The organism is SAR86 cluster bacterium (assembly GCA_029268615.1).
GTDB lineage: Bacteria > Pseudomonadota > Gammaproteobacteria > Magnimaribacterales > Magnimaribacteraceae > JAQWNM01.
In genome coordinates, this window is sequence record JAQWNM010000007.1 from 86,843 (window position 1) to 108,397 (window position 21,555).

At 34.1% G+C, this 21,555-nt stretch carries 24 protein-coding genes; 12 read left to right on the plus strand and 12 right to left on the minus strand.

Annotated elements, in window-relative coordinates; all coding sequences use genetic code 11:
- Positions 1 to 36: 36 nt before the first annotated feature.
- The 3 genes from P8J93_02950 to P8J93_02960 all read left to right on the plus strand — a co-directional run bounded on the left by P8J93_02950 (position 37) and on the right by P8J93_02960 (position 3,557).
- Positions 37 to 204 carry a rubredoxin gene (locus P8J93_02950; protein ID MDG2060760.1) on the plus strand — a complete coding sequence of 56 codons (168 nt, stop codon included), beginning with the start codon at positions 37 to 39 and terminating at the stop codon, positions 202 to 204.
- 12 nt (positions 205 to 216) lie between these two features.
- Entirely contained in the window at positions 217 to 1,482 is a 1,266-nt protein-coding gene (locus P8J93_02955; protein ID MDG2060761.1) for a dicarboxylate/amino acid:cation symporter, read from the plus strand.
- Positions 1,483 to 1,562: 80 nt separating this feature from the next.
- Positions 1,563 to 3,557 (plus strand): sodium-translocating pyrophosphatase, encoded by a 1,995-nt coding sequence (locus P8J93_02960; GenBank protein MDG2060762.1) that lies wholly within the window; start codon positions 1,563 to 1,565, stop codon positions 3,555 to 3,557.
- On the opposite strand, the gene P8J93_02965 is transcribed toward P8J93_02960, so the two are convergent.
- The gene (locus P8J93_02965) at positions 3,549 to 3,995 is read right to left on the minus strand and encodes a GNAT family N-acetyltransferase (GenBank protein ID MDG2060763.1); all 447 of its coding nucleotides are present in this window, start codon (positions 3,993 to 3,995) and stop codon (positions 3,549 to 3,551) included. The genes P8J93_02960 and P8J93_02965 overlap by 9 nt on opposite strands.
- Before the next feature lie 22 nt (positions 3,996 to 4,017).
- Between P8J93_02965 and cmoA the strand changes: the two genes are divergently transcribed.
- Both cmoA and cmoB read left to right on the plus strand, forming a co-directional pair.
- Positions 4,018 to 4,743 (plus strand): carboxy-S-adenosyl-L-methionine synthase CmoA, encoded by a 726-nt coding sequence (cmoA, locus tag P8J93_02970; GenBank protein ID MDG2060764.1) that lies wholly within the window; start codon positions 4,018 to 4,020, stop codon positions 4,741 to 4,743.
- Entirely contained in the window at positions 4,744 to 5,670 is a 927-nt protein-coding gene (cmoB, locus tag P8J93_02975) for a tRNA 5-methoxyuridine(34)/uridine 5-oxyacetic acid(34) synthase CmoB (GenBank protein MDG2060765.1), read from the plus strand.
- Between the two features lie 4 nt (positions 5,671 to 5,674).
- Here the strand turns inward: cmoB and recG are convergent, their stop codons facing one another.
- The 5 genes from recG to gmk form a co-directional block, all read right to left on the minus strand.
- Positions 5,675 to 7,759: an ATP-dependent DNA helicase RecG gene (recG, locus tag P8J93_02980; protein ID MDG2060766.1), complete on the minus strand. Its 2,085-nt coding sequence runs from the start codon at positions 7,757 to 7,759 to the stop codon at positions 5,675 to 5,677.
- A complete protein-coding gene (locus P8J93_02985) occupies positions 7,759 to 8,157 on the minus strand; it encodes a Rid family detoxifying hydrolase (protein MDG2060767.1) in 399 nt (132 codons plus the stop codon). The genes recG and P8J93_02985 overlap by 1 nt, the downstream gene beginning before the upstream one ends.
- An 11-nt stretch (positions 8,158 to 8,168) precedes the next feature.
- The gene (locus P8J93_02990) at positions 8,169 to 10,310 is read right to left on the minus strand and encodes a bifunctional (p)ppGpp synthetase/guanosine-3',5'-bis(diphosphate) 3'-pyrophosphohydrolase (GenBank protein ID MDG2060768.1); all 2,142 of its coding nucleotides are present in this window, start codon (positions 10,308 to 10,310) and stop codon (positions 8,169 to 8,171) included.
- A gap of 66 nt (positions 10,311 to 10,376) precedes the next feature.
- Positions 10,377 to 10,652: a DNA-directed RNA polymerase subunit omega gene (gene rpoZ / locus P8J93_02995; protein ID MDG2060769.1), complete on the minus strand. Its 276-nt coding sequence runs from the start codon at positions 10,650 to 10,652 to the stop codon at positions 10,377 to 10,379.
- A gap of 46 nt (positions 10,653 to 10,698) precedes the next feature.
- On the minus strand, positions 10,699 to 11,316 hold the full coding sequence (gmk, locus tag P8J93_03000) for a guanylate kinase (protein MDG2060770.1): 618 nt from the start codon (positions 11,314 to 11,316) through the stop codon (positions 10,699 to 10,701).
- 88 nt (positions 11,317 to 11,404) lie between these two features.
- On the opposite strand from gmk, the gene pyrE reads away from it, so the two are divergent.
- Genes pyrE through P8J93_03020 form a run of 4 tightly spaced genes read left to right on the plus strand, consistent with a single transcriptional unit; the run spans position 11,405 to position 15,236 of the window.
- The gene (pyrE, locus tag P8J93_03005; protein MDG2060771.1) at positions 11,405 to 12,040 is read left to right on the plus strand and encodes an orotate phosphoribosyltransferase; all 636 of its coding nucleotides are present in this window, start codon (positions 11,405 to 11,407) and stop codon (positions 12,038 to 12,040) included.
- Positions 12,041 to 12,042: 2 nt separating this feature from the next.
- A complete protein-coding gene (locus P8J93_03010; GenBank protein MDG2060772.1) occupies positions 12,043 to 12,657 on the plus strand; it encodes a riboflavin synthase subunit alpha in 615 nt (204 codons plus the stop codon).
- A 12-nt stretch (positions 12,658 to 12,669) separates the two neighbouring features.
- Positions 12,670 to 14,022, plus strand: a complete 1,353-nt coding sequence (locus P8J93_03015; GenBank protein MDG2060773.1) for an amidohydrolase — start codon at positions 12,670 to 12,672, stop codon at positions 14,020 to 14,022.
- On the plus strand, positions 14,019 to 15,236 hold the full coding sequence (locus P8J93_03020) for an amidohydrolase family protein (protein ID MDG2060774.1): 1,218 nt from the start codon (positions 14,019 to 14,021) through the stop codon (positions 15,234 to 15,236). Before P8J93_03015 ends, P8J93_03020 begins: the two co-directional genes overlap by 4 nt.
- Before the next feature lie 5 nt (positions 15,237 to 15,241).
- On the opposite strand, the gene P8J93_03025 is transcribed toward P8J93_03020, so the two are convergent.
- A complete protein-coding gene (locus tag P8J93_03025; protein MDG2060775.1) occupies positions 15,242 to 15,694 on the minus strand; it encodes a GatB/YqeY domain-containing protein in 453 nt (150 codons plus the stop codon).
- A 17-nt stretch (positions 15,695 to 15,711) separates the two neighbouring features.
- A complete protein-coding gene (rpsU, locus tag P8J93_03030; GenBank protein ID MDG2060776.1) occupies positions 15,712 to 15,927 on the minus strand; it encodes a 30S ribosomal protein S21 in 216 nt (71 codons plus the stop codon).
- Positions 15,928 to 16,036: 109 nt separating this feature from the next.
- Here rpsU and tsaD point away from each other — a divergent pair, with 109 nt between their 5' ends.
- The 3 genes from tsaD to folK are packed head-to-tail and all read left to right on the plus strand — an operon-like array spanning position 16,037 to position 17,841.
- The gene (gene tsaD, locus P8J93_03035; protein ID MDG2060777.1) at positions 16,037 to 17,041 is read left to right on the plus strand and encodes a tRNA (adenosine(37)-N6)-threonylcarbamoyltransferase complex transferase subunit TsaD; all 1,005 of its coding nucleotides are present in this window, start codon (positions 16,037 to 16,039) and stop codon (positions 17,039 to 17,041) included.
- Positions 17,042 to 17,044: 3 nt separating this feature from the next.
- Positions 17,045 to 17,395 carry a dihydroneopterin aldolase gene (gene folB / locus P8J93_03040; GenBank protein MDG2060778.1) on the plus strand — a complete coding sequence of 117 codons (351 nt, stop codon included), beginning with the start codon at positions 17,045 to 17,047 and terminating at the stop codon, positions 17,393 to 17,395.
- A complete protein-coding gene (folK, locus tag P8J93_03045; protein MDG2060779.1) occupies positions 17,395 to 17,841 on the plus strand; it encodes a 2-amino-4-hydroxy-6-hydroxymethyldihydropteridine diphosphokinase in 447 nt (148 codons plus the stop codon). Before folB ends, folK begins: the two co-directional genes overlap by 1 nt.
- On the opposite strand, the gene P8J93_03050 is transcribed toward folK, so the two are convergent.
- From P8J93_03050 to P8J93_03065, 4 genes are read right to left on the minus strand one after another with little or no spacing between them, the layout of a single operon-like run.
- Positions 17,838 to 19,409 carry an MFS transporter gene (locus P8J93_03050; protein MDG2060780.1) on the minus strand — a complete coding sequence of 524 codons (1,572 nt, stop codon included), beginning with the start codon at positions 19,407 to 19,409 and terminating at the stop codon, positions 17,838 to 17,840. The two genes, folK and P8J93_03050, sit on opposite strands and share 4 nt — an antisense overlap.
- A 9-nt stretch (positions 19,410 to 19,418) precedes the next feature.
- Positions 19,419 to 19,838 carry a MaoC/PaaZ C-terminal domain-containing protein gene (locus tag P8J93_03055; protein ID MDG2060781.1) on the minus strand — a complete coding sequence of 140 codons (420 nt, stop codon included), beginning with the start codon at positions 19,836 to 19,838 and terminating at the stop codon, positions 19,419 to 19,421.
- Between the two features lie 9 nt (positions 19,839 to 19,847).
- Complete coding sequence (locus P8J93_03060) at positions 19,848 to 20,357, minus strand: MaoC family dehydratase N-terminal domain-containing protein (GenBank protein MDG2060782.1); 510 nt, start codon at positions 20,355 to 20,357, stop codon at positions 19,848 to 19,850.
- Between the two features lie 8 nt (positions 20,358 to 20,365).
- Positions 20,366 to 21,424: a phosphotransferase family protein gene (locus P8J93_03065; GenBank protein ID MDG2060783.1), complete on the minus strand. Its 1,059-nt coding sequence runs from the start codon at positions 21,422 to 21,424 to the stop codon at positions 20,366 to 20,368.
- Between the last annotated feature and the right edge of the window lie 131 nt (positions 21,425 to 21,555).

The following is a 21,555-nucleotide window of genomic DNA, read 5'->3' on the forward strand; positions in this document are numbered from 1 at the left end:
TATTTAAACTTTTATTCAGAATTTAAGGAGAAATAAATGAAAAAATGGGAGTGCATAGTCTGCGGACTAATATATGATGAGGCCGAAGGTTGGCCTGATGATGGGATAGCTCCTGGCACAGCTTGGGATGATGTTCCTGAAGATTGGCTATGTCCTGATTGTGGCGTAGGGAAAGAAGATTTTGAAATGATTGAAATAGATTAACTTTCTGATTTTATGTCCTTAACTTCTAAGATAGTTTTCTCGATGTTTTTGGGAATCTTTATTGGATCGTTAATAAAGTTCTCTAACGACATGGGGATGCTTAATTCTATATTTTATTTTATTTTCTATGACATTCTAGCCAATGGAATTTTTGATGTAATAGGTAAAGTATTTATAGCTTCTTTGAGGCTAGCTGTTGTGCCACTAGTTTTTATTTCATTGGTTTGTGGAGTTGCTTCAATTTCGTCAAATTCACAATTAAGGAGTATCTCCTTTAAAACATTTTCTTTATATTTATTTACAACAGCTATAGCTATAAGTTTAGCTTTGATCTTTGCTTTATTAATTGGTCCAGGCTTAAATCTAGACATGTCTCTGCCGCAATCTTTTACCCCTAAAGAGTCTCCCGGTTTAAAAGAAGTCATAATTAATATTTTTCCAATCAACCCTGTAGCTGCTATGGCAGAAGGTAATATGCTCCAGATAATAGTTTTTGCTATTTTGTTTGGTCTAGCTCTAAAAGCAACTGGAGATTCAGCAAAGAATCTTAAGATGAGCTTCGAGAGATTAAATGAGGTTGTTTTGAAACTAGTAACTATGTTAATAAATCTAGCTCCTTACGGTGTATTTTCTTTACTTCTAACTATTTTTGCCGTTGAAGGTTTAGGTATAGTTGGGAATTTAGCAAAGTATTTTCTCTTAGTATTGATTGTTTTGGTTTTTCATGGTCTTGTAACCTATGGAATTATTTTTACTACTTTTACTAAGTTGAGTTTTTTAACATTCTTAACAAAAGTAAGATCTTTGGCAGTTTTTGCTTTTAGTACTTCTTCAAGTAGTGCAACTATGCCAGTCACTATTGATACAGTACAAAATAAATTAGGTGTTAATTCCTCAATCTCATCTCTTACAGTTCCTTTAGGGGCAACTATTAATATGGATGGAACAGCTATAATGCAAGGAGTTGCTACAGTTTTCATAGCTCAAGCCTACAATGTAGATATAACATTAACGGGCTACCTTATGGTTATTATTACAGCCACACTTGCATCTATAGGAACAGCTGGCGTTCCAGGAGTTGGATTAATTATGTTAGCGATGGTTTTGCAACAAGTAGGCTTGCCGGTTGAAGGTATAGCTCTAATAATAGGAGTAGATAGGTTATTGGATATGACCAGAACAGCTGTTAATGTTTGTGGTGATGCCATGATATCCACGGTGGTCGCAAAGTCTGAAGATGAGTTCAGTGAATCTATATTCGAGAATAATTCTAAATAAATACATATTTAAATTTAAAGCCTATTCTTGTAGACTGCAAACCATAAATAAGTCTTCTTTTAAAAATGCATGGAGAAATAATGATAGAAAGTTATTTGGCTATACCGCCTATATTAGGTGTTTTAGGTCTTTTAGTGGCTTTGGGGATTTACATTATTGTAAATAGATTCCCTGAAGGTGATGATAAAGTAAAGAAAATAGGAGACCAAATTCACTTAGGTGCTATGGTCTTTATGAAAAGAGAATATACATATCTTTTGGGCTTTGCATCAGTAGTAATTATTTTGGTTGCTATATCACCTTTAGGCCAAGCAACAGCTCTAGCTGTGTTTTCTGGCGCAGTATCTTCTGCAATCGCTGGATGGTTGGGTATGTATTCTGCTACTAAAGCCAATGTTAGAACGGCAACGGCAGCCTCTGATTCTGGTGCCGAGGCAGCACTTTCTGTAGCTTTTTATGGAGGCTCTATTATGGGCCTTTGCGTTGCTTCCTTAGGTCTAATAGGTTTAGGTTCTTTATATTATATTTTAAGTGGGGATGCTCATTCTATAGAAGGCTTTGGAATGGGAGCTTCAATAGTTGCATTATTTTCAAGAGTTGGCGGAGGTATATTCACAAAAAGCGCTGATGTAGGAGCTGATTTAGTAGGAAAGATAGAAGCTGGAATACCAGAAGATGATCCAAGAAATCCGGGCGTAATAGCAGATAATGTAGGGGATAATGTAGGGGATATTGCTGGAATGGGTTCAGATATTTTTGAGTCTTATTGCGGATCCATGATTGCTTGCATAGCAATAGGTGCAACTTTAACTGTAGCAAAAGAAGGCATGATGTTTTTACCTCTAGCTCTAGCTTCTATAGGTTTAATCTCTTCAATTATAGGAATTATAATTGTCCGTATTTTTTCTAACCTTTCTCCTGCTTTGGCAATGAGAATAGGAACCATTGGTGCTCCAATTGTTTTTATTTCGGCAGCGTATTTTTTAACAAATCATTTACTAGAAGGAGCAGGAGATAATGTTTGGTTAGCTGTTGTATGTGGTTCTGTTGGAGGCATAGCAATAGGTCTTATCACAGAGTATTACACAGGGTCAAAGCCGGTGGTTAAAATAGCTGAATCGGGTCAAACTGGGCCAGCAACAGTCATGATTACAGGATTATCAGTAGGTATGCAGTCGGTTGTACTGCCTATAGCTTGCATAGCTACTATAATTTACATATCTACTGAACTTACTGGTTTATATGGAGTAGGTATAGCTGCTGTAGGAATGCTTTCAACTGTAGGTATAACTATGGCAATAGATGCTTACGGACCTGTGGCAGACAATGCTGGAGGTATAGCAGAAATGGCTGGGATGCCTGCAGAAACAAGAAAGATAACTGATGAATTAGATGAACAAGGAAATACAACTGCTGCTATAGGGAAGGGTTTCGCTATAGGTGCGGCTGCATTGGCTGCATTGGCCATTATTGCTGCTTTTGTTTCAACAGTAGCCAATAATCCAGGAAGAGAAGAATCATTTATTTTGCTACTTAATGATCCTATGGTGTTGATTGGTCTCTTTATTGGAGGAGCTATTCCTTTTCTTATAGCATCTATAACAATGACCGCAGTCGGTGATGCTGCATTTGAGATGATTAATGAAATACGAAGACAATTTAAAGAAATACCAGGCTTATTAGAAGGTAATGCAGAACCTGACACAGAAAAATGTGTAGATATAGCAACTACTGCTGCTTTAAAAAAGATGCTTTTACCAGGAATAATCGCTGTGGGAGCACCTCCTGTAGTAGGTTTTTGGCTGGGAGCTGAATCTTTAGGAGGTATGTTAGCTGGAGGTTTGTTGGCTTGTGTATTGATGGCTCTATTTATGGCTAATGCTGGCGGTGCTTGGGATAATGCAAAAAAATACGTTGAAAAAGGTAACTTAGGAGGCAAGGGGACAGATACTCATGCAGCTACTGTGGTTGGAGATACTGTAGGTGATCCATTTAAGGATACTTCCGGTCCAGCTATGAATATCTTAATTAATGTAATGGCAATAGTAAGTCTAGTGATAGCCCCATTAATCTAATAAAGATATTTCTTTTTCCATTCTAGTATGAGGTATTCCGGTGTCTGATTCATATGGCCCTGTTTCTATATATTTAAGAGATCTATAAAAATCTAGAGCATTATTCCTAGCATTTAGAATTATTTTATGAACATTATGATTCTCAGCTTCCTTCTCTAATTCAGCAAGGATTTTTGATCCTAGGCCTGTTCTTCTATAATCTTCAGAAACAGCCATGTATCTAATTTGAGCTTCATATTTATTAATTAAATGAATTCTACCAGTTCCAATTATTTTTAACTCATTAGTCATAGCTATTAAATGGAACCCTTGATCTTCAAATTGATCTTTTAAAGAATCTAATGGCATATTCCAAGGTTTACGTAATAATTCCCATCTAAATGAAAAATATTTACTCCATTCTTGTTTTGTTTCTGGCGACTTGATGATGTAATTCATTTAATTAATATCAATAAATATGATGAGTGAACGCGATAATATTTATATTTCCGATAAAGTAAAGGATATTCCTTTTGCTTTTAATGAGGAAGTAACCAAAGTTTTTGAAGACATGATTAATAGGTCTGTTCCTGGATATCAGTCTTCTCTAAAATTAGTCCGGGAATTTGGAAGGAAATATATTAGACCCGATACCAATATATATGATCTAGGTTGTTCATTAGGAGCTGCCACAGAGTCTCTTTTATTAGTGCCTATGATAAATAATAAGATTTTAGCAGTTGATAATTCGAGGCACATGATAAGAATGTGTAAAGAAAGGTTTCTTAAGAGTGCAGAAAATACTCAAGTAGAGTTTATATTAAGTGATGTTAGGGAAGTGGTTTTATCAAATGCATCATTGGTTATAGTGAACTACTTAATGCAATTTCTAGCTATTAAAGAACGTAAAGATTTGATTCGTATAATTTATGAATCATTAGTAGATGAAGGGGCGTGCATAATTTCTGAAAAAATACATTTTAAGTCCATAATGAGAACTAATTTAATAAGGGACATCCATCATAGTTTTAAATTAGAAAATGGTTATTCTGATCTTGAGGTTGCCAGGAAAAGAGATGCCTTAGATGGTGTTTTGATAACAGAAACAGAGCAAGACCACATTAAAAGAATTAAATCAATTGGCTTTAAAAGGGTTATGAAGATTATGAGTAATTTAAATTTTATTACATTACTATGTGTTAAATAGATGGGAAGATTAAATCCGGCCTGGAAGGAATTAATAAATAGCTATGATCTAAATCCTTATTTAAATAAAAAGGATAAAAGAATAGATAGTTGGGTAAAGTTACTATCTGATTTACCTCATATGCAGCCTTCTAAGATAAATTTAGATAAGTCTGTTTCTATAGCTGGCGACTGGCAAGAAGAAGATAGAGAATTAACTAAGAACCTTCTTTTAAATTTAATTCCATGGCGGAAAGGGCCTTTTGATATTCAAGGAATTTTTATAGACAGCGAGTGGAATTCAGACCTGAAATGGAAAAGGTTTTTAGAGTTAGATGTAGATTTAAACTCTAGTAATATTTTAGATGTAGGATCTGGTAACGGATATTATGGTTTTAGGATGTTAGGCTCAGGTGCTAATTTAGTGGTCTGTCTAGAACCAAACTTGAATCATTTCACTCAGTTCCTTGCAATTAATAAATTCATTAAATCAGATAGAATTAACATGATACCTTCAAGAATAGAGGAATTAGGTTTTATCAGTAATTGTTTTGATATTGTTTTTAGTATGGGGCTTCTTTATCATCAAAGAGACCCATTACAACATTTAAAAGATCTTAAAGCCCATTTGAAACCAGGAGGGAGAATAGTTTTAGAGACAATAATTGCGCCTGATTGTTATGGAGAAGTTTTGGTCCCTAAAGGTAAATATTCCAACATGCCTAATGTTTGGTTTCTTCATACTATTTTAGGTATAGAGAAACTTGTTAAAAAAGTAAATCTATCTATAGATAATGTTTCTAAATCTTTAATAACAAGCATAGATGAGCAAAGTTCATCAGATTGGATGCCATTTAGATCATTAAAAGATGGATTAGATCCTGATTCAACTCTTAAGACCATAGAGGGATATCCAAGACCAGAAAGAATTTTCTTTATATTGAGTTAAAATTTTATGAATCTGAGTAATCAACTACCTTACCTACCCATCTATCTACAAGTAAATAAGCTAATTGACTATTATTCTTAGACATTTCTATTGCTTCTATTTGTGCCTGTTCTAAGAGTTCTGAATCTCTTATAGGATCTGCTATTTTTAGATCCATCATCCCAGACTGTCTTGTTCCATATATCTCGCCAGCTCCTCTAAGTTCCAAATCCTTTTCGGCAATTGCAAAACCATCATTATTAGTTTCCATAATTTCAATTCTTTCTTTAGCAATAACACTTAAAGGTTCTTTGTATAATAGTAGGCAGTGAGATCTAGAATTAGCTTTTCTGCCTACTCTCCCCCTGAGCTGATGGAGTTGAGATAGACCTAGTCTCTCAGCATTTTCTATAATCATTAGATTAGCTTCTGGAACATCTACACCAACTTCTATCACTGTAGTACAAACTAATAGTTGGATTTTCCCATCTCTGAAATTATTAATTACTTGATCTTTTTCTTTCTTCTTTAATTTACCATGAACTAGACCTATTTTAATTTCTGGTAAAGTCATCAATAGTTCTTTGAACAAATCTTCTGCAGATTGAGCTTCTAATTCCTCTGATTCATCTATAAGAGTACAAACCCAGTAAACCTTTTGCCCTTCACTACATACTTCTTGTATTCTCTTTGAGATCTTATCCCTCATCGAATTAGGTCTGGCACTTGTTTCTATTGGTATTCGTCCTGGAGGCATTTCATCAATTGTAGAAACCTCTAACGAACCATAGACAGTCATTGCTAAGGTCCGTGGTATAGGTGTGGCAGTCATGATAAGTTGATGTGAGCTATTTTCTTTAGAACCACCTTTTTGTAATAAAGAGAATCTTTGATGAACACCGAACCTTTGTTGCTCATCTATTAGAGTTAGGCCAAGTTTATGAAAAATAACATCTGGTTGAAATAATGCATGAGTTCCTATTAGGATATCTATATCACCTTCATAGAGTTTTTTGACAATCTGTTTCCTTTTTACACTGGTTGTAGACCCTGTTAATAAAGACACTTTGATACCAAGGTCATTAAACCAATTAGCAAGATTTGCATGATGTTGTTCGGCTAGTATTTCTGTTGGGCACATTAAGGCAGTCTGGAATTTATTTTCTGAAGCATGCAAAGCTGCTAAAGCGCCTACAACTGTCTTTCCAGAGCCTACATCACCTTGAAGGAGCCTCCTCATAGGTGATTTACCTTTTAGATCATTTAGAATTTCAGACCAAGAATTTTTCTGACTAGAAGTTAGATTAAAGCCTAGTTTATTTAAGAAGGAGTCTTCTTTTTTTGAATTCAAGGGCAATGCTGGACCATTTCTAGCATCATTTTCTTTTTTTAAGATCCCTGAACATAGCATATGAGCTATGAGCTCTTGATAAATTAATTGTCTTTGAGCCGGATGCTTACCTAGAGAAAGTATCCCAATATCAGTATCTGCTGGAGGGTTGTGAATAAATAATAAGGCGTCAAGTATAGAGCCATATTGAGTGAATTTTTTTGTTTCCCAATGCTGATTTAGTAAATTATATTTCTCTGCATAAGAAAGACCATTTCTTATGAGGTTTCTAAGTCTACCTTGTTTTAAATTATCAGTTGTTGGGTAAATTGGAGTAAAACTATTCTCAATGTTTGGAATGTAATCTTTATTAAAGACTTGATAGGTTGGGTGTATCAATTCTTTTCCATTAGGTCTATGGTGTAAGGTTCCGTAACATCTAACTATCTTACCTATTGAAAGATTATTCTTCTGTGCCATTGCAAAATGGAACATTCTTATTTTAAATGAGCCCGTACCGTCATAAAGTTCAACAATTAACATTCTTCTGCCTCGAAATACAATTTGGCAAGAAGTTATTTCACCTTGAAATAATCCGGTCACCCCTTCTAGTGCATCTGCAACATATGTTATTTTTGTTCTGTCTTCGTATCTATAGGGAAGGTGGAATAAGGCATCTTCAATAGTTTGAATATTTAGCCTTAATAATGATTCATAAACCTTAGGACCTACTCCTTTTAGTTTTGATATAGAGCTAAGAGAATTTCTCCCAGAGGTCATTAGAAGCTATATGTGCTGTCTTTAATAATCACTCCTTCAACTTCTATTAAAGCATCCAAAGGCAATTTAGAAACCTCTATCGCAGCTCTGGCTGGATAAGGCTCTTTAAATAATAAAGTCATTATTTCATTTACTAAAGGGTAGATAGCTAAATCTTTTAAGTAAATATTAATTTTTACTATGTCATCAAATGTTGAATCAGCTGCTTTACAAACTGCTTCAAGATTTTTAAAAACTTGTTTGATCTGGGCCTCTTCACCTTGGACTAGTTTCATTGTTTTTGGATCCAAGGGTATTTGCCCAGATAGATAAACAATATTTCCCATCGCTATTGCCTGTGAATAAGGTCCTATTGCTTTTGGGGCATCCGAGCTTTCAATTTTTTTTCTGTTAACCATTTTTTATAGAATTAGTGAATAGTACTAATATTTCTCATTTCTTGAGAGTGCACTCTAGTTACTGAATGCACAGCTCTTAACGATCTAATTTTCCTCATAATTTTTGCAAGGTGAATTCTATTCAACACTTCTATTGTAAGAAAGAATTCAATTTCCTCCAAAGATTTTGCAAGACTCTGGATAGATTCTATATTGGTATCCGAGTTTGAGATAGCCGAAGCAATAGTTGCTAAGAGAGCTGTTTCATCTATTGCGAGGATTCTTATTTCAGCAGAAAATCCTTTTTTAAGTTCTGGTTGCCAGTTAACAGGAAAGCATTGAGTAGGATCTTCTCTTATAGATAAAATATTTTTACATCTTTCTTGGTGGACAACCATTCCCCTTTCTGTAGTGAAATGAGCTATGACAGAATCTCCCGGTATAGGTTTGCAACAAGTACCATAGTTAACAACTAAACCCTCTGAACCTGTTATCTCCATCGGAATTGTTTCTTCAGTAAGCGAATTAGATTTGCCAAGTCTAGCTAGCATTTGGTGTGTCACAACATTTACAGTTCTTTCTCCAAGTCCTATTTCTTCAAGAAGCTTATTTAAGGAGCTAACTCCTATATGATCTAGCGCTGCTCTTAAATCAAGCTTAGTTATGCTTTTAAGTTTTATATTAGACGACTCAAGAGATTGTTCCAAAAGCTTCTTGCCGAATATCTTAGCCTCAGAGGTTTTTAAGTTTTTTAAGTAGTGTTTTATACTCGTCCTTGCTCTTGCAGTTCTAGCAAAATTTAGCCATGCAGGATTTGTTTGTGATAAATTATCTCTTATTATTTCTATAGTTTGTCCACTCTCTAAAGGGACACTAAGAGGGGCTAGTCTTTTATTAATTCTGCAAGATTGGCAGTGATGGCCTATGTCAGTGTGAACAGCAAAAGCAAAATCAATGGGAGTAGAACCTTCTGGCATTTCAATAATATCTCCTTCAGGCGTAAAAACATAAATATCTTTTGGGAATAAATCAGATTTAATTGTTTCAACAAACTCTTTTGAATCATTGGTAGCTTCTCTCATCTCAAGAAGTTCCGCAACCCATCTCCGGGCTTTATTTTGAGGAATAGAATCTTGTTTTTCACCAGACTTATAAAGCCAATGAGAAGCTATGCCATTTTGCGCTAAATCATCCATTTCTTTAGTTTTTATTTGAATTTCAATAGGCTGACCTTCTAGTCCAAAAATACCAGTATGAACAGATTGATATCCATTAGATTTAGGTATTGCAATATAGTCTTTAAATCTCCCCTCTATGGGCTTGTACAAGGCATGTATTAACCCTAATGTCTTATAACAATCCGAAATTTCTTCAACAATTATTTTTATGGCATAAGTATCCATTATTTCCTGGAAAGATCTTCTTCTTTCTTTCATCTTTCTATAGATGCTATACAAGTGTTTTTCCCTTCCTTCAACAATAGCTAAGATATCTTGATCATTTAGTTTTTTTTCGATAGCTTTTAACATTCTATTTACTAGTCTCTTTTTGCCACCTACATTTTTCTTGACAGTTCTTTGTAACCTTTTAGCTCTAGTAGGATAGATACTCTTAAAAGCTAAATCTTCTAGCTCTCGGTAAACATTATTCATGCCAATTCTGTGTGCGATAGGTGCATAGATTTCTAAAGTTTCTTTAGCTATCCTTAATTGTTTCTCTTTATTGAGATATTCGATAGTTCTCATGTTATGAAGTCTATCTGCTAGTTTTACAACAATAACTCTGATATCGCTAGCCATAGCTAGAATCATTTTTTGAAGATTTTCAGCTTGAGCTTCTTGTCTTGATGAAGTTTGCAGTTTGTCTAATTTGCTAACACCATCTACAAGAGTTGCTACATTTTTATTAAATTCTTTTTCTATAACATTTTTTGGAGTGCCAGAGTCTTCCATGACATCATGAAGCATTGCAGCTGAAATACTGTCTTGATCCATTTGGAAGGAGCTAAGAATATTTGCTACTGCGATAGGATGAGAGACATAAGGATCTCCGCTACTTCTATATTGCCCAGTATGAGCTTGAGAGGCAAAATTATAGGCTTTCTTTACTAATTCTATTTCTTTAGCCTTTAAATAAGAGCCTAATTTCTCAGTTAAAGCGTCTATTGATTCCATACTAAAATATATTATAGGACAAAACACCCATTTTCCGGGTGCATAAGTAAGAAATCAAAAAAAGAATTACTTAATGTCTATAGAAGGCTTTTCAGAAAGTTGTTGAGTGAATTCTTCTTCAAGGTCTGCAATATCAACTTTAAGCTCATTGATATTTTGAGGAGATACTAATCCAGCTTCTATTTCTCTTAAAGCTGTGACCGTAGCTTTATCACCATCTGTTTCAAGAGTTGATCTTCTTCTCCCAGAGGTAAGTTGTCTTGCTCTTTTAGCCGCAAGCAGGATTAATTCGTATCTAGTATTTACTTTATCTAGGCAATCTTCAACTGTTATTCTAGCCATGCTCTTTTATATAAATTGATTAGGGATGCGTACTGTACTCTAAAACTTAACTATCTTCCATAAGAAGTTTAAGAGTCTTTTTAGCACTAAGCATTCTTTCTTTTTTTTGTATATTTTTCAGGGAGATTATGTCTATTAGGTCTTCTAATGATTCCTTAAAATTATCATTTACAATTATGTGATCAAAATTATGTGAATAATTGATCTCTTTTTTTGCTTCAGATAACCTTTTTTCTATAGATTCATTAGAATCTAAATCTCTGTCCTTTAGTCTTTTTTTTAAGGCATAAAATGATGGAGGCAGTATAAAAACTAAGACAGCATTTTTATAAATATTCTTAACTTGAAGGGCGCCCTGATAATCCAACTCAAGAATTAAGTCTTTACCTAGATTCATCTGAGAATCAACCCATTCTTTGCTTGTGCCATAGAGGTTTTCATACACCTCTGCATGTTCTAGAAATAATGCTTTTTCAAGCATGGTTGTAAATTTCTTCTTTTCTATAAAGAAATAGTCTTTGCCTTCTCTCTCATTTAGTCTTTTTTTTCTAGTAGTAAATGAGATACCTAGCTTTAGATTGTTTATTTCCTGAGCTAAAAGGGCTTTAATCAGGCTAGTTTTTCCCGTCCCTGAGGGTGCTGCTATAACAAATAATTTAGACATGTGTAGAAATTAAAATCATATTTTACGACAATGTTGCATGTAATTGTTAAAGTAGGTTCTAAATATTTAAATAAAGTTTATAAATCTTTTGTCTGAATTTTCTAATAGTAATAAATTCTTTTCTCTTTCTCTAGAGTTAGGAGCCTTAATTTTTGGAGATTTTAAGCTCAAATCAGGTTTAAATAGTCCTTATTTCTTTAATATGTCAGCTTTATTTGGCGGTGGAGCCATATATGAACTGGCTGATTTATATTCGAACCTGATTCTTGAAAAGGAAATAGATTTTGATATTATTTTTGGACCTGCATATAAGGGAATTCCTTTAGCTTCGGCTATAAGTTCTATTTTATATAACAAAACAAAAAAACGAATTCCAATATGTTTTGATAGAAAAGAGCTAAAAGATCATGGTGAAGGGGGTAATTTTATTGGTGCAGAGCTCGATGGAAGAGTTCTGATAGTTGATGATGTTTTGACAGTAGGAACTGCACTTAGGAGCAGTGTTAAAAAGACTTTAGATTCAGGAGGAATGATAGAAGCTGCAATTATAGGCTTGGATAGAGAAGAGATAATCACAGACTTGCCAGTAAAGAAAACGCTTATAAGAGACTTGGGCTTTCCTATTTATTCGATAGCAAAAGTTTCAGATCTTTTAAGATTCTTAGAGGAAGATAAACAATATTCCGAACAAGCTGCTTTGCTAAAATCAAGCCTTAAAATTTAGTTATGTTTTCAGGAATAATTCAAGAAATAGGAAAGGTAAAAGAATTTGCAGAAGAAATATCTGGGTTTAAACTAGGTTTAGAAGTTAAATCTCAATTTCTTTCAAGATTAACAAAAGGAGATAGTATTTCAGTTAATGGTACTTGTCTTACAGTCGTTAACTTAAGTTACCGGACTGTATATTTTGATGTAATTCATGAAACACTAAGAGCAACAAATTTAAAAGACCTAGAAATGGGCTCTTTAGTTAATTTAGAAAGATCCTTAAAATACGGAGGTGAAATAGGAGGGCATTTGCTCTCAGGTCATATATATGGAGTCTCTTTTGCTTCAATACTAAATTCAGGGAATGAAATAGAATTAGTCATAGAAAAGCCTGCAGAACTATCAAAATATATATTCAATAAGGGATATATAGCTATTAATGGAGCAAGTCTAACAATAGCAAAGAATGGAAAAGATTCTTTATCTATTTTTTTAATTCCAGAAACAATAAATTCTACGAATTTAGGTAAGAATAAAGAACCTTTTTTAGTTAATATAGAGGTTGATTCTCAGACTGTAGCTATTGTTGATACAACAGAGAGGATAAACAGGGAAAAAAGAATAGTTGAATAGAGATAATAATTTATGAAAAAGTACTTTCTTCTAATAATATTTTTTGCGTTACTTAGTTGCTCAGAAGATCATGACTCAAGACAAGGAGATTTTGAAGTATTTAAAAGTACTTATGTTCCTGAAAAGAATGTTGATTTTATTATAAAGGGAGCTCGAATCCTAACAGGCACTGGTAAGGAAATTTTAGATGGTTTTATTTGGGTCTCAGAAAATAAAATAAAAGATATCGGAGAGACCAATGATATGCCAGAAGGTATTAGAGTAATATCAGGCGAAGGTAAATGGGTAACACCGGGGATAATAGATATCCATTCACATATGGGGGTATATCCTTCTCCTTCCTTGAAAGGTAACTCAGATGGAAATGAGGCAACGAATCCAGTGACTTCTCATGTTTGGGCTGAACATTCTGTATGGACTCAGGATCCTCAAATGCCTTTAGCACTCAAAGGAGGCATCACTACTTTTCATGTTTTGCCAGGTTCTGCTAATTTATTCGGCGGGAGAGGAGTTACTCTAAAAAATGTTTGGTCTACAACTGTTCAAGGGATGAAATTTCCTGGAGCGCCATATACTTTAAAGATGGCCTGTGGAGAAAACCCAAAAAGAGTTTACGGAAGGAGAAAAGGTACTGAGCCTTCAACTAGGATGGGAAATGTTGCAGGTTACAGGAATGCTTGGATAGATGCTGTTAATTACTCGGATAAAACCAATTTAAAAAGAGATTTAAAATTAGATACTTTAGCAGGCGTTTTAAATGGAGAGATTTTAGTTCAGAATCATTGCTATAGAGCTGAAGAGATGGCTATTATGTTAGACATATCTAAGGAATTTGGCTATAAAGTTACAGCTTTCCATCATGCAATAGAAGCTTATAAGGTAGCAAATTTATTGTCAGAAAATGATGTTTGTGCAGCAATGTGGGCAGACTGGTGGGGTTTTAAAAATGAAGCTTTTGATATGGTTTGGGAGAATGTTGCAATAGTAGATCAGGCAAATGAAGGAAAAGGTTGCGCTATTGTTCATTCAGATTCTGCAATAGGAATTCAAAGATTAAATCAAGAAGCTGCAAAGGCAATGGCAGCAGGTAGAAGAGCTGGACTAGATATACCTAGATCAAGAGCTATTCAGTGGATTACTAGGAATCCAGCCAAGGCTTTAGGTATTCTTGATAGAGTCGGTACTATTGAAAAAGGCAAGATGGCAGATTTAGTTCTTTGGGATAGTGATCCTTTTAGCGTCTATAGTAAAACAGAGAGGGTATTTATCGATGGAATTCAAAGATATTTTATATCAGATTCTTTAACTCCAAAGTCAACAGACTTTGAGTTAGGAATAATTCAACCTGACAAAAATAGATTATGATATTGAAGATATTTATCAATATTCTGCTTTATTTAATTATTAGCTGTTCTTTACAAGCTTCAGAATTTCTTATAAAAAATGCAAAGATTCATACTACTTCTCTAGGTTTTATTGAAGGAGCTGATTTACATATTAAAGAAGGAAAAATTATTAATATTTCTAAAAATATAATAGTATCTGGAATTGATAAAATAGATGCGGAAGGTAACTTTTTAACCCCAGGTTTTCTAGCTCCACTAACGCAAATAGGACTTGTAGAAATTGAGTTAGAACCAAACACTAGAGATGATAGCTCTAAGTATTATTCTTCAGGCCTAGGTATTTCTAAGGCCTATAATCCATCTTCCTCTTTAATACCCTACAACCTTAGAGGCGGAATAACCACTTCTTTATCGTCACCAAGTTTTGGAAAGAATTTGTTTTCAGGCTTAATATCAGCTTTTTCTCTAACAAGCTCTTTAGAGAAAAGTTTAATAAAAAGAGATATAGGATTAATAGCTAGGATTGGTGGCGGAGAAGATTCTAGAGCTGCTAATATTTTAATGTTAGAAGATTCTTTTCTTCAGGCAAAGAAATACATACTTTCTGGTAAATTAGAAGAACATTTTAAACCAGATAAAATATCTTTTTCAACTAGAGATATTAAATCTATATCTAGAGTTCTCTCTAGAGAAATACCTTTGATTGTCCATGCAAATAGAGCCTCAGATATATTAGCTTTGATTGATTTATCAAAAGAATTTGAAATTAATTTAATAATAGCTGGAGCAAAAGAAGGATGGAGAGTAGCTGAGAGTTTAATGAAAGCAAAAGTACCTGTAATCATCCAACCAATAGATAACTTGCCAAGTTCTTTTGATGAGATAGCAGCTTCTTTAGATAATGCAGCAAAACTGCACGAAGCGGGTGTTAAGATTCTTATCTCTTCTCATGAAACACATAATGCTTATTTAAGTAGACAGGGAGCAGGGATAGCAGTTTCATATGGGTTACCTTGGCATGTGGCGATAGATGCGCTATCTAAAAATATTGCTGAATCTTTCTCATTAAATTCTATAGGTTCAATAGAAATTGGTAAAACAGCTGACTTTATAATATGGAGTGAAGATCCTCTAGAGGTGACTGCGTTTGCTGAACGTATTTTTATTTCAGGAAATGAGATGCCTGTTATGACTCGTTCATTAAGGCTAAGAGATAGGTATTTAAAGGAATAAGATACTTAACTCAAAGATTCTTTAACTAAATTACTTACTTTTGACATGTCAGCTTTGCCATGTAAATTCTCTTTTAAGATGCCCATAACTTTTCCCATATCCTTTAGAGATTTAGATGAAGTAGATTCAATTGTATCAAGGATCTCTAATTTTAATTCATCATCATTAAGTTGCTTAGGCATATATTCCTTTAAAGTTTCTATTTCTTCTAATTCTTTGTTAGAGAGTTCTTCTCTGCCAGCATTAGAAAATTGAACCGCGGATTCTTTTCTTTGTTTTATCATTCTTTGTATTACACTTAAAGACTGGTCAATCGATAGTTCTGACTTCTGCTCTATCTTTAATAGGTTCATTTCAGACTTAAGCATTCTCAATGTGGATAGTCTATTTTTTTGGCCATTTTTCATGGCTATTTTTATATTTTCTTCTATCTGAAGAATTATGGAGTTATTTTCCACTAAATATGACTGAAAGATTAGTACCTTGGCGGTCTATTCAATCTATTTTTTCTTTGAACTTTTTGTTCTCTTTTAACGGCTGCAGCAGCTTTTCTTTTTCTAACAGATGTGGGTTTTTCATAGAATTCACGTTTTTTTATTTCCGTGACTATTCCTGCTTTTTCAACAGCCCTTTTAAATTTTCTTAAACCTATGTCGAAGGCTTCCTTATCTCTTATTTTAATTGATGGCATATAATCTGTATCTTTACAAAGACGGGCAATTCTATAGAGGGATTAGTTTCTTTGCAAAGAATTTCTTTATAGATTCTTTTTTAAATTTGTTATTAACTTATGATTAATTATGAAAATTTTAGGAATTGAGACATCATGTGATGAGACAGGAGTGGCTATATATGATAGCTCCGTAAATTCTATAATAGCTGAAGAGATCTATAGCCAAACTAAATTGCATGCTAAATTTGGTGGAGTTGTCCCTGAATTAGCTTCTAGGGATCACGTATTAAAGTTGCTACCTTTAATTAAAGCTACATTGAGTTCCTCTGAAGTTAACTATAATTCTATTAACGGTATAGCTTATACATCGGGCCCAGGACTTAAAGGGCCCCTTATAGTCGGTGCGTCAATAGCTAAAGCTTTATCATTAGGATGGGGAATCCCTTCGATAGGTATTCACCATATGGAAGCTCACCTTTTAATAAATCTTTTAGAAGAAAATCCACCATCTTTTCCATTTATCACACTATTAATCTCAGGAGGCCACTGTCTCCTTATAAGATCTGATGAAGTAGGGCATTATAAAATCATAGGGCAAACGTTAGATGATGCTGTTGGAGAAGCTTTTGATAAAGTAGCAAGGTTATTAAATTTACCTTACCCCGGGGGTCCAAATATAGAAAAATTAGCCAGGCTTGGAAAGCCAAACTTTATTAAACTGCCAAGACCGATGACTTCAAAACGCTCTTTAGATTTCAGTTTTAGCGGATTAAAAACAGCAGTTTTATACAATTTAAGAAATAAAAAAAATATAAGTGAATCATATAGAGCAAATATATCAGCTTCTTTTCAAGAAGCTGTTGCTGATACTTTGTTGATTAAATGCAAATGGGCTTTGGAGGATGAAAATTTAAAACAACTTGTGATTGGTGGAGGGGTAGCATCAAATATTTATATTAGACGAAGGTTGGTAAATGGATTACAAGGGCATGATATTTTTTTTCCTCAATCAGATAGGTGCACAGATAATGGTGCTATGGTTGCCTATGCAGGATATCATAAGTTGTTAGAAGGTATTATAGAGCCAAATAAATTGATAGTGAATCCTAGATGGAGTTTAGAAGAAATATAATTTATGGATATTATAAGAATAGAAGAATTAGAGATTGAAGCAGTCATTGGTATTTTTGATTGGGAGAGGGAGGTTCGTCAATTAATAAGTATTGATATGGAAATGCACTATGATTGCAGTAAGCCAGGTTCTTCGGATGATATATCTGATGCTTTAGATTATAAGGCAGTCTCCAAAATGATAATTAGTTTAACTAAAGAAACTAAAAGTAAACTCATTGAGCATTTAGCAGAAAAAATTTCTTCAAGAATATTAGAAGAGTTTCCTGTAAGTAGTTTAAAGTTAACTTTAAAGAAACCGGGAGCTTTGAGAGGTTCTAAGGCTGTAGGCCTAACAATATATAGATCAAAATAATGACTTTAGTAATCATAAGCATTGGAAGTAATATAGATCCTGAACTCAATATATTTAAAGCTAAAGATTTACTCCTTAAAGCATTTAATTCATGTAAATTTTCTTCTATATATAAATCTCCAGCCGAAGGCTTCGAAGGGCCTGAATTCCATAATCTTGCCTTAAGCATAGTCACTGAACTTAATCCAGGTCAATTGAATATTCTTTTAAAAGTTTTAGAAAAGAAATTAGGCAGAGATGAAACCCAAAGAAAATTTGTTAATAGAGTTATTGATTTAGATTTAATTATGTATGACGATTTAATTTATTCAGAAAACGGCTTAGAGCTTCCTAGTTCAGATATACTGGAGTATCTTTTTGTCCTTAAGCCCGTGCATGAAATAGCAGGAGATTTGAGGCATCCCATTTCAAAAAAAACCTTTACTCAGATTTTAGAAGAATTTTAGAATATTTCACCCAAAGATTTAGCTTTAGATAAAAGTGACCGCTCTTCTTTTGCTAAATATTTGCCTGCAAAAGATAATGCAATTATGGTTATCACTAAGATTACTAGAGATGAAGCAAGTGCAAATTTTAGAGACTCACCATCATTCATTCCCTGATCTTGTAAAGTATTACTTATAAAACCAACCGAATAAGGGCCTAAAGCTAGACCAATCATTGATACAATTAGTAGATAAAATGCCCCTGCAAGAGCTCTCATTCTCGGCAATACTAAATCAGATACAGTTGCTGGCCCAATGCCCACCCATAATGGCGTGACTATATGAAATAGGAAGTTGCATATGTAGGAAACATATAAATTTTCGGCATATAAAAGACCCAAACATAATGGAATTGTAAGAATTACAACTATATAACCTATATATAAACGTCCATTTGGGTAATTTCTCTTAAGTAAGTCTCCTAAGATACCTCCAGATATTGTACCAATTATGCCTCCTATTGCCGCTGTAAGACCTAAGACTGTTCCTGCTTCAGCTTCGCTTATTCCGTGATTTCTTATATAAAAAGACGGGACCCAGGCACTAATAGAATAAGTTACAAAGGCTATTGACCCAAAGCCAATGCTAGAAGCTATCAATGCTTTACTCTTAAAGATGATTTGATAGACACCTAAATCTCTATGTTTCATTCCTTGAATCCAACAACTTAATAAATATAGACCAATCCCAAAAGCAATCCATTGAACTCTATCGCCAGTGAAAATAATAAGAGCAAACATGCTATAAAAGATTGTTAATCCTATAAATAGATTAACTAAAATTTCTTTTATTAAGTTAGGGGATGCTAAAAGACCAAAAGGAGTAATGCCAATAAACTCTTTTAGCATCTCACGAAAAGGAGAGAGCGATTCAGGAGAGCTTATATTTTCACTTAGACCTCTAGGCGGCTCTTTTATCTGCCAGGTAAAAAAGGCAAGAATAATACCTGGTATACCAACAGCCATGAAAGCAACTTGCCATCCTCTTAACCCAAAAGGAGCTAAAGAAATATCAGGAAAAGCATTATTCCATAAATCTACAATCCAGCCGCCTAGAAAGATTCCTATTCCAGCACCTATATATAGACCGCTAGCATAAATAGCCAACACAGTGCTCCTTACTTTTGGAGAGAAATAATCAGATAACATTGAATATGTAGCTGGGCTAGCACTTGATTCCCCTATACCTACTCCAAATCTAAATATAGCTAAAGAGGTAAAAGATCTTGCCGTTCCAGAAAGTGCAGTCATCAAACTCCAAGTTCCTAGACCAAGACTGATTATTTTTCTTCTAGACCAAACATCAGATAATTTTCCAAGAGGGATTCCAAAAACTGAGTAAAAGATTGCAAAGGCCGTACCAAAAAGAAAACCAATATCACTATCTGAAATATTAAGATCCATTTTAATATCTTCAGCAAGGACAGATAAGATTTGTCTGTCTATGAAATTAAAAACATAAACCAACACTAAAAGTATTAAAGTAATTTTTGCTTGTCTACCTCCGACCAAGCTTTCTTTGTCTAACATAGTCGAAAATTACTTACTTACTTTTGCTGTAGCAGTACCTGAGATTACTGTGACTCCTTCTTGATTGGTTGTTACTATTTCTAAGTCAATTAAATTTATCCCATTTTCTTCTCGAATAGCAGTTATTTTTGCCTCACTCTCTAAAGTATCTCCAGGCCAAACTTGGTTAGTAAACCTTACTCCATATTTAGTAAGAGTTCCATCACCTACATAATTTGTAATCATCTTCCCCGTCATCCCCATAGTTAGCATGCCGTGGGCAAAGACACTAGGGTAACCAGCAACTTGAGTGGTGAATATTTCATCAGTGTGCAAAGGATTATAGTCTCCTGAGGCACCTGCATATTGGACTATTTGAGTTCTTTTTAAATCTTCTACCAGAGTTTCTTTGTAAGAATCTCCAATTTTTATTTCATTTAATTTAAGCATAAGTATTTTTTAACTCCCCACTGGTTTCTCAGTTTGTACACCTATCCCTCTTGCAGTTATCACAAGCTCTCCATCTTGATTTCTGTATTCTGTAATGCCTTCACTAAATTTTAGTTTTCCTGCTCTTTTACTATCTTTTTCCCAGCTTTCTCCAGGTTTGATAGAAGCCGTAAGTATGTCTCCTGCAAGGACAGGTTTATGATATTCAAAATGCTGCTCTGCATGTAATCCCATTGCTACTCCTCCATCTTCTTTCTTGTCATCTTTAGGCTCTTTTTTTGGTTTAAGGCCTGTGGCCTCTTTTCCAGATCCAAACCATTCTTCACCTATTTTTGGACGTAATCCATACTCAGGATCAAATTGTGCACTAGCCTGTGGAAAAGTAGGAGGTGGTATGATGCCTTTACAATCTGTATTTTTTGCGTACTCTTCATCGTAATAAATTGGATTTGGGTCACCTACTGATCTTGCAAACATCATGATATGACTTGCTTCTATTAAAAATTTACCTATGGCCATCTTTTCTCCTATTTAAAGTGTTTTTCAATTAATTCCCACCCAGCATCAGCTAATCCTCTTGCACCACTCGCTCTTTCTGCTGCTTGTTTACTCGCTGCCGTTCCATCTCTTACTCTTCCCATTATTCCCTGTAGAATACCTGCAAGTTTAAAAAGATTATATGCAGTATATAGATTCCACTCCTCTGATAAGTCTATTCCCATCTTTTCGCTATACATCTTTACATAATCTTGAATAGCTGGGATTCCTTTTTCTTTACAATATTTTGAGTCAGCTAACTTATCATTTAAAGTAAATTGAAGGCAGTGATAATTAAAATCAGCACAAGGGTCTCCTAAAGTTGAAAGTTCCCAATCAAGTATAGCGATCACATTAGGATCAGTTTTTCCTACCATAACATTGCTTATACTGTAGTCTCCATGGACAATACTAGTCTGTTTCTCAACTGGAAGGTGATCGGGAAGCCATTTAATTAAATTATTCATAGATTCAATATTTTCTGTCTCGGAATCAATATATTGTTTAGACCATCTGGATACCTGTCTTCCAACATAATTTCCTGGCTTACCAAAATTTTCTAGACCTACTTCTTTTGGAATTACTTTATGAAGTAAAACTAATGATTCATTCATTGATCGATAGACCTCAAACGCTTCATCTGAGTTTGAATCTTCCATTGCTGGATCCCATAAAACTCTTCCATCTTTAAATTCCATGATATAAAAGGAAGTTCCAATAATATTCTCATCTTCACAAAGGAAATAACTTTTAGGTACAGGCACTTCTGTTTTATTTAAGGCAGATATAACTTTGTATTCTCGATCTACTGCGTGAGCTGATTTCAGTAAAGTTCCAGGAGGTTTTCTTCTCAAAACATAAGATTTATCTTGTGAGGTAATTTTATAAGTAGGATTAGATTGCCCTCCTTTAAATTCTTCTAAAAATATAGGCCCTTTGAATCCATCAATATTTTCTTTCATACAACCTTCTATGGCACTTACATCTATTTTATGCTTTTCTAAAACTTCCATAGTTCCGGTTTGTTGGTCTTGGTCTTTAGATAACATAATTATTTACGATTTATTTTTTCCATATAACAGTGCGTTTAGGCAATGTTATATTGATTGTTTACCAAAAAAAACCCTTTTAGGCAAAACCAATTTTTTTTGATACTATAAAACTATATATTTTATAGAAA

Excerpts from the sequence above, each read along its gene's own strand:
- P8J93_02950 (MDG2060760.1), top strand. The coding sequence starts at position 37 with ATGAAAAAATGGGAGTGCATAGTCTGCGGACTAATATATGATGAGGCC.
- P8J93_02955 (MDG2060761.1), top strand. The coding sequence starts at position 217 with ATGTCCTTAACTTCTAAGATAGTTTTCTCGATGTTTTTGGGAATCTTT.
- P8J93_02960 (MDG2060762.1), top strand. The coding sequence starts at position 1,563 with ATGATAGAAAGTTATTTGGCTATACCGCCTATATTAGGTGTTTTAGGT.
- P8J93_02965 (MDG2060763.1), bottom strand. The coding sequence starts at position 3,995 with ATGAATTACATCATCAAGTCGCCAGAAACAAAACAAGAATGGAGTAAA.
- cmoA (MDG2060764.1), top strand. The coding sequence starts at position 4,018 with ATGAGTGAACGCGATAATATTTATATTTCCGATAAAGTAAAGGATATT.
- cmoB (MDG2060765.1), top strand. The coding sequence starts at position 4,744 with ATGGGAAGATTAAATCCGGCCTGGAAGGAATTAATAAATAGCTATGAT.
- recG (MDG2060766.1), bottom strand. The coding sequence starts at position 7,759 with ATGACCTCTGGGAGAAATTCTCTTAGCTCTATATCAAAACTAAAAGGA.
- P8J93_02985 (MDG2060767.1), bottom strand. The coding sequence starts at position 8,157 with ATGGTTAACAGAAAAAAAATTGAAAGCTCGGATGCCCCAAAAGCAATA.
- P8J93_02990 (MDG2060768.1), bottom strand. The coding sequence starts at position 10,310 with ATGGAATCAATAGACGCTTTAACTGAGAAATTAGGCTCTTATTTAAAG.
- rpoZ (MDG2060769.1), bottom strand. The coding sequence starts at position 10,652 with ATGGCTAGAATAACAGTTGAAGATTGCCTAGATAAAGTAAATACTAGA.
- gmk (MDG2060770.1), bottom strand. The coding sequence starts at position 11,316 with ATGTCTAAATTATTTGTTATAGCAGCACCCTCAGGGACGGGAAAAACT.
- P8J93_03010 (MDG2060772.1), top strand. The coding sequence starts at position 12,043 with ATGTTTTCAGGAATAATTCAAGAAATAGGAAAGGTAAAAGAATTTGCA.
- P8J93_03015 (MDG2060773.1), top strand. The coding sequence starts at position 12,670 with ATGAAAAAGTACTTTCTTCTAATAATATTTTTTGCGTTACTTAGTTGC.
- P8J93_03020 (MDG2060774.1), top strand. The coding sequence starts at position 14,019 with ATGATATTGAAGATATTTATCAATATTCTGCTTTATTTAATTATTAGC.
- rpsU (MDG2060776.1), bottom strand. The coding sequence starts at position 15,927 with ATGCCATCAATTAAAATAAGAGATAAGGAAGCCTTCGACATAGGTTTA.
- tsaD (MDG2060777.1), top strand. The coding sequence starts at position 16,037 with ATGAAAATTTTAGGAATTGAGACATCATGTGATGAGACAGGAGTGGCT.
- folB (MDG2060778.1), top strand. The coding sequence starts at position 17,045 with ATGGATATTATAAGAATAGAAGAATTAGAGATTGAAGCAGTCATTGGT.
- folK (MDG2060779.1), top strand. The coding sequence starts at position 17,395 with ATGACTTTAGTAATCATAAGCATTGGAAGTAATATAGATCCTGAACTC.
- P8J93_03050 (MDG2060780.1), bottom strand. The coding sequence starts at position 19,409 with ATGTTAGACAAAGAAAGCTTGGTCGGAGGTAGACAAGCAAAAATTACT.
- P8J93_03055 (MDG2060781.1), bottom strand. The coding sequence starts at position 19,838 with ATGCTTAAATTAAATGAAATAAAAATTGGAGATTCTTACAAAGAAACT.
- P8J93_03060 (MDG2060782.1), bottom strand. The coding sequence starts at position 20,357 with ATGGCCATAGGTAAATTTTTAATAGAAGCAAGTCATATCATGATGTTT.
- P8J93_03065 (MDG2060783.1), bottom strand. The coding sequence starts at position 21,424 with ATGTTATCTAAAGACCAAGACCAACAAACCGGAACTATGGAAGTTTTA.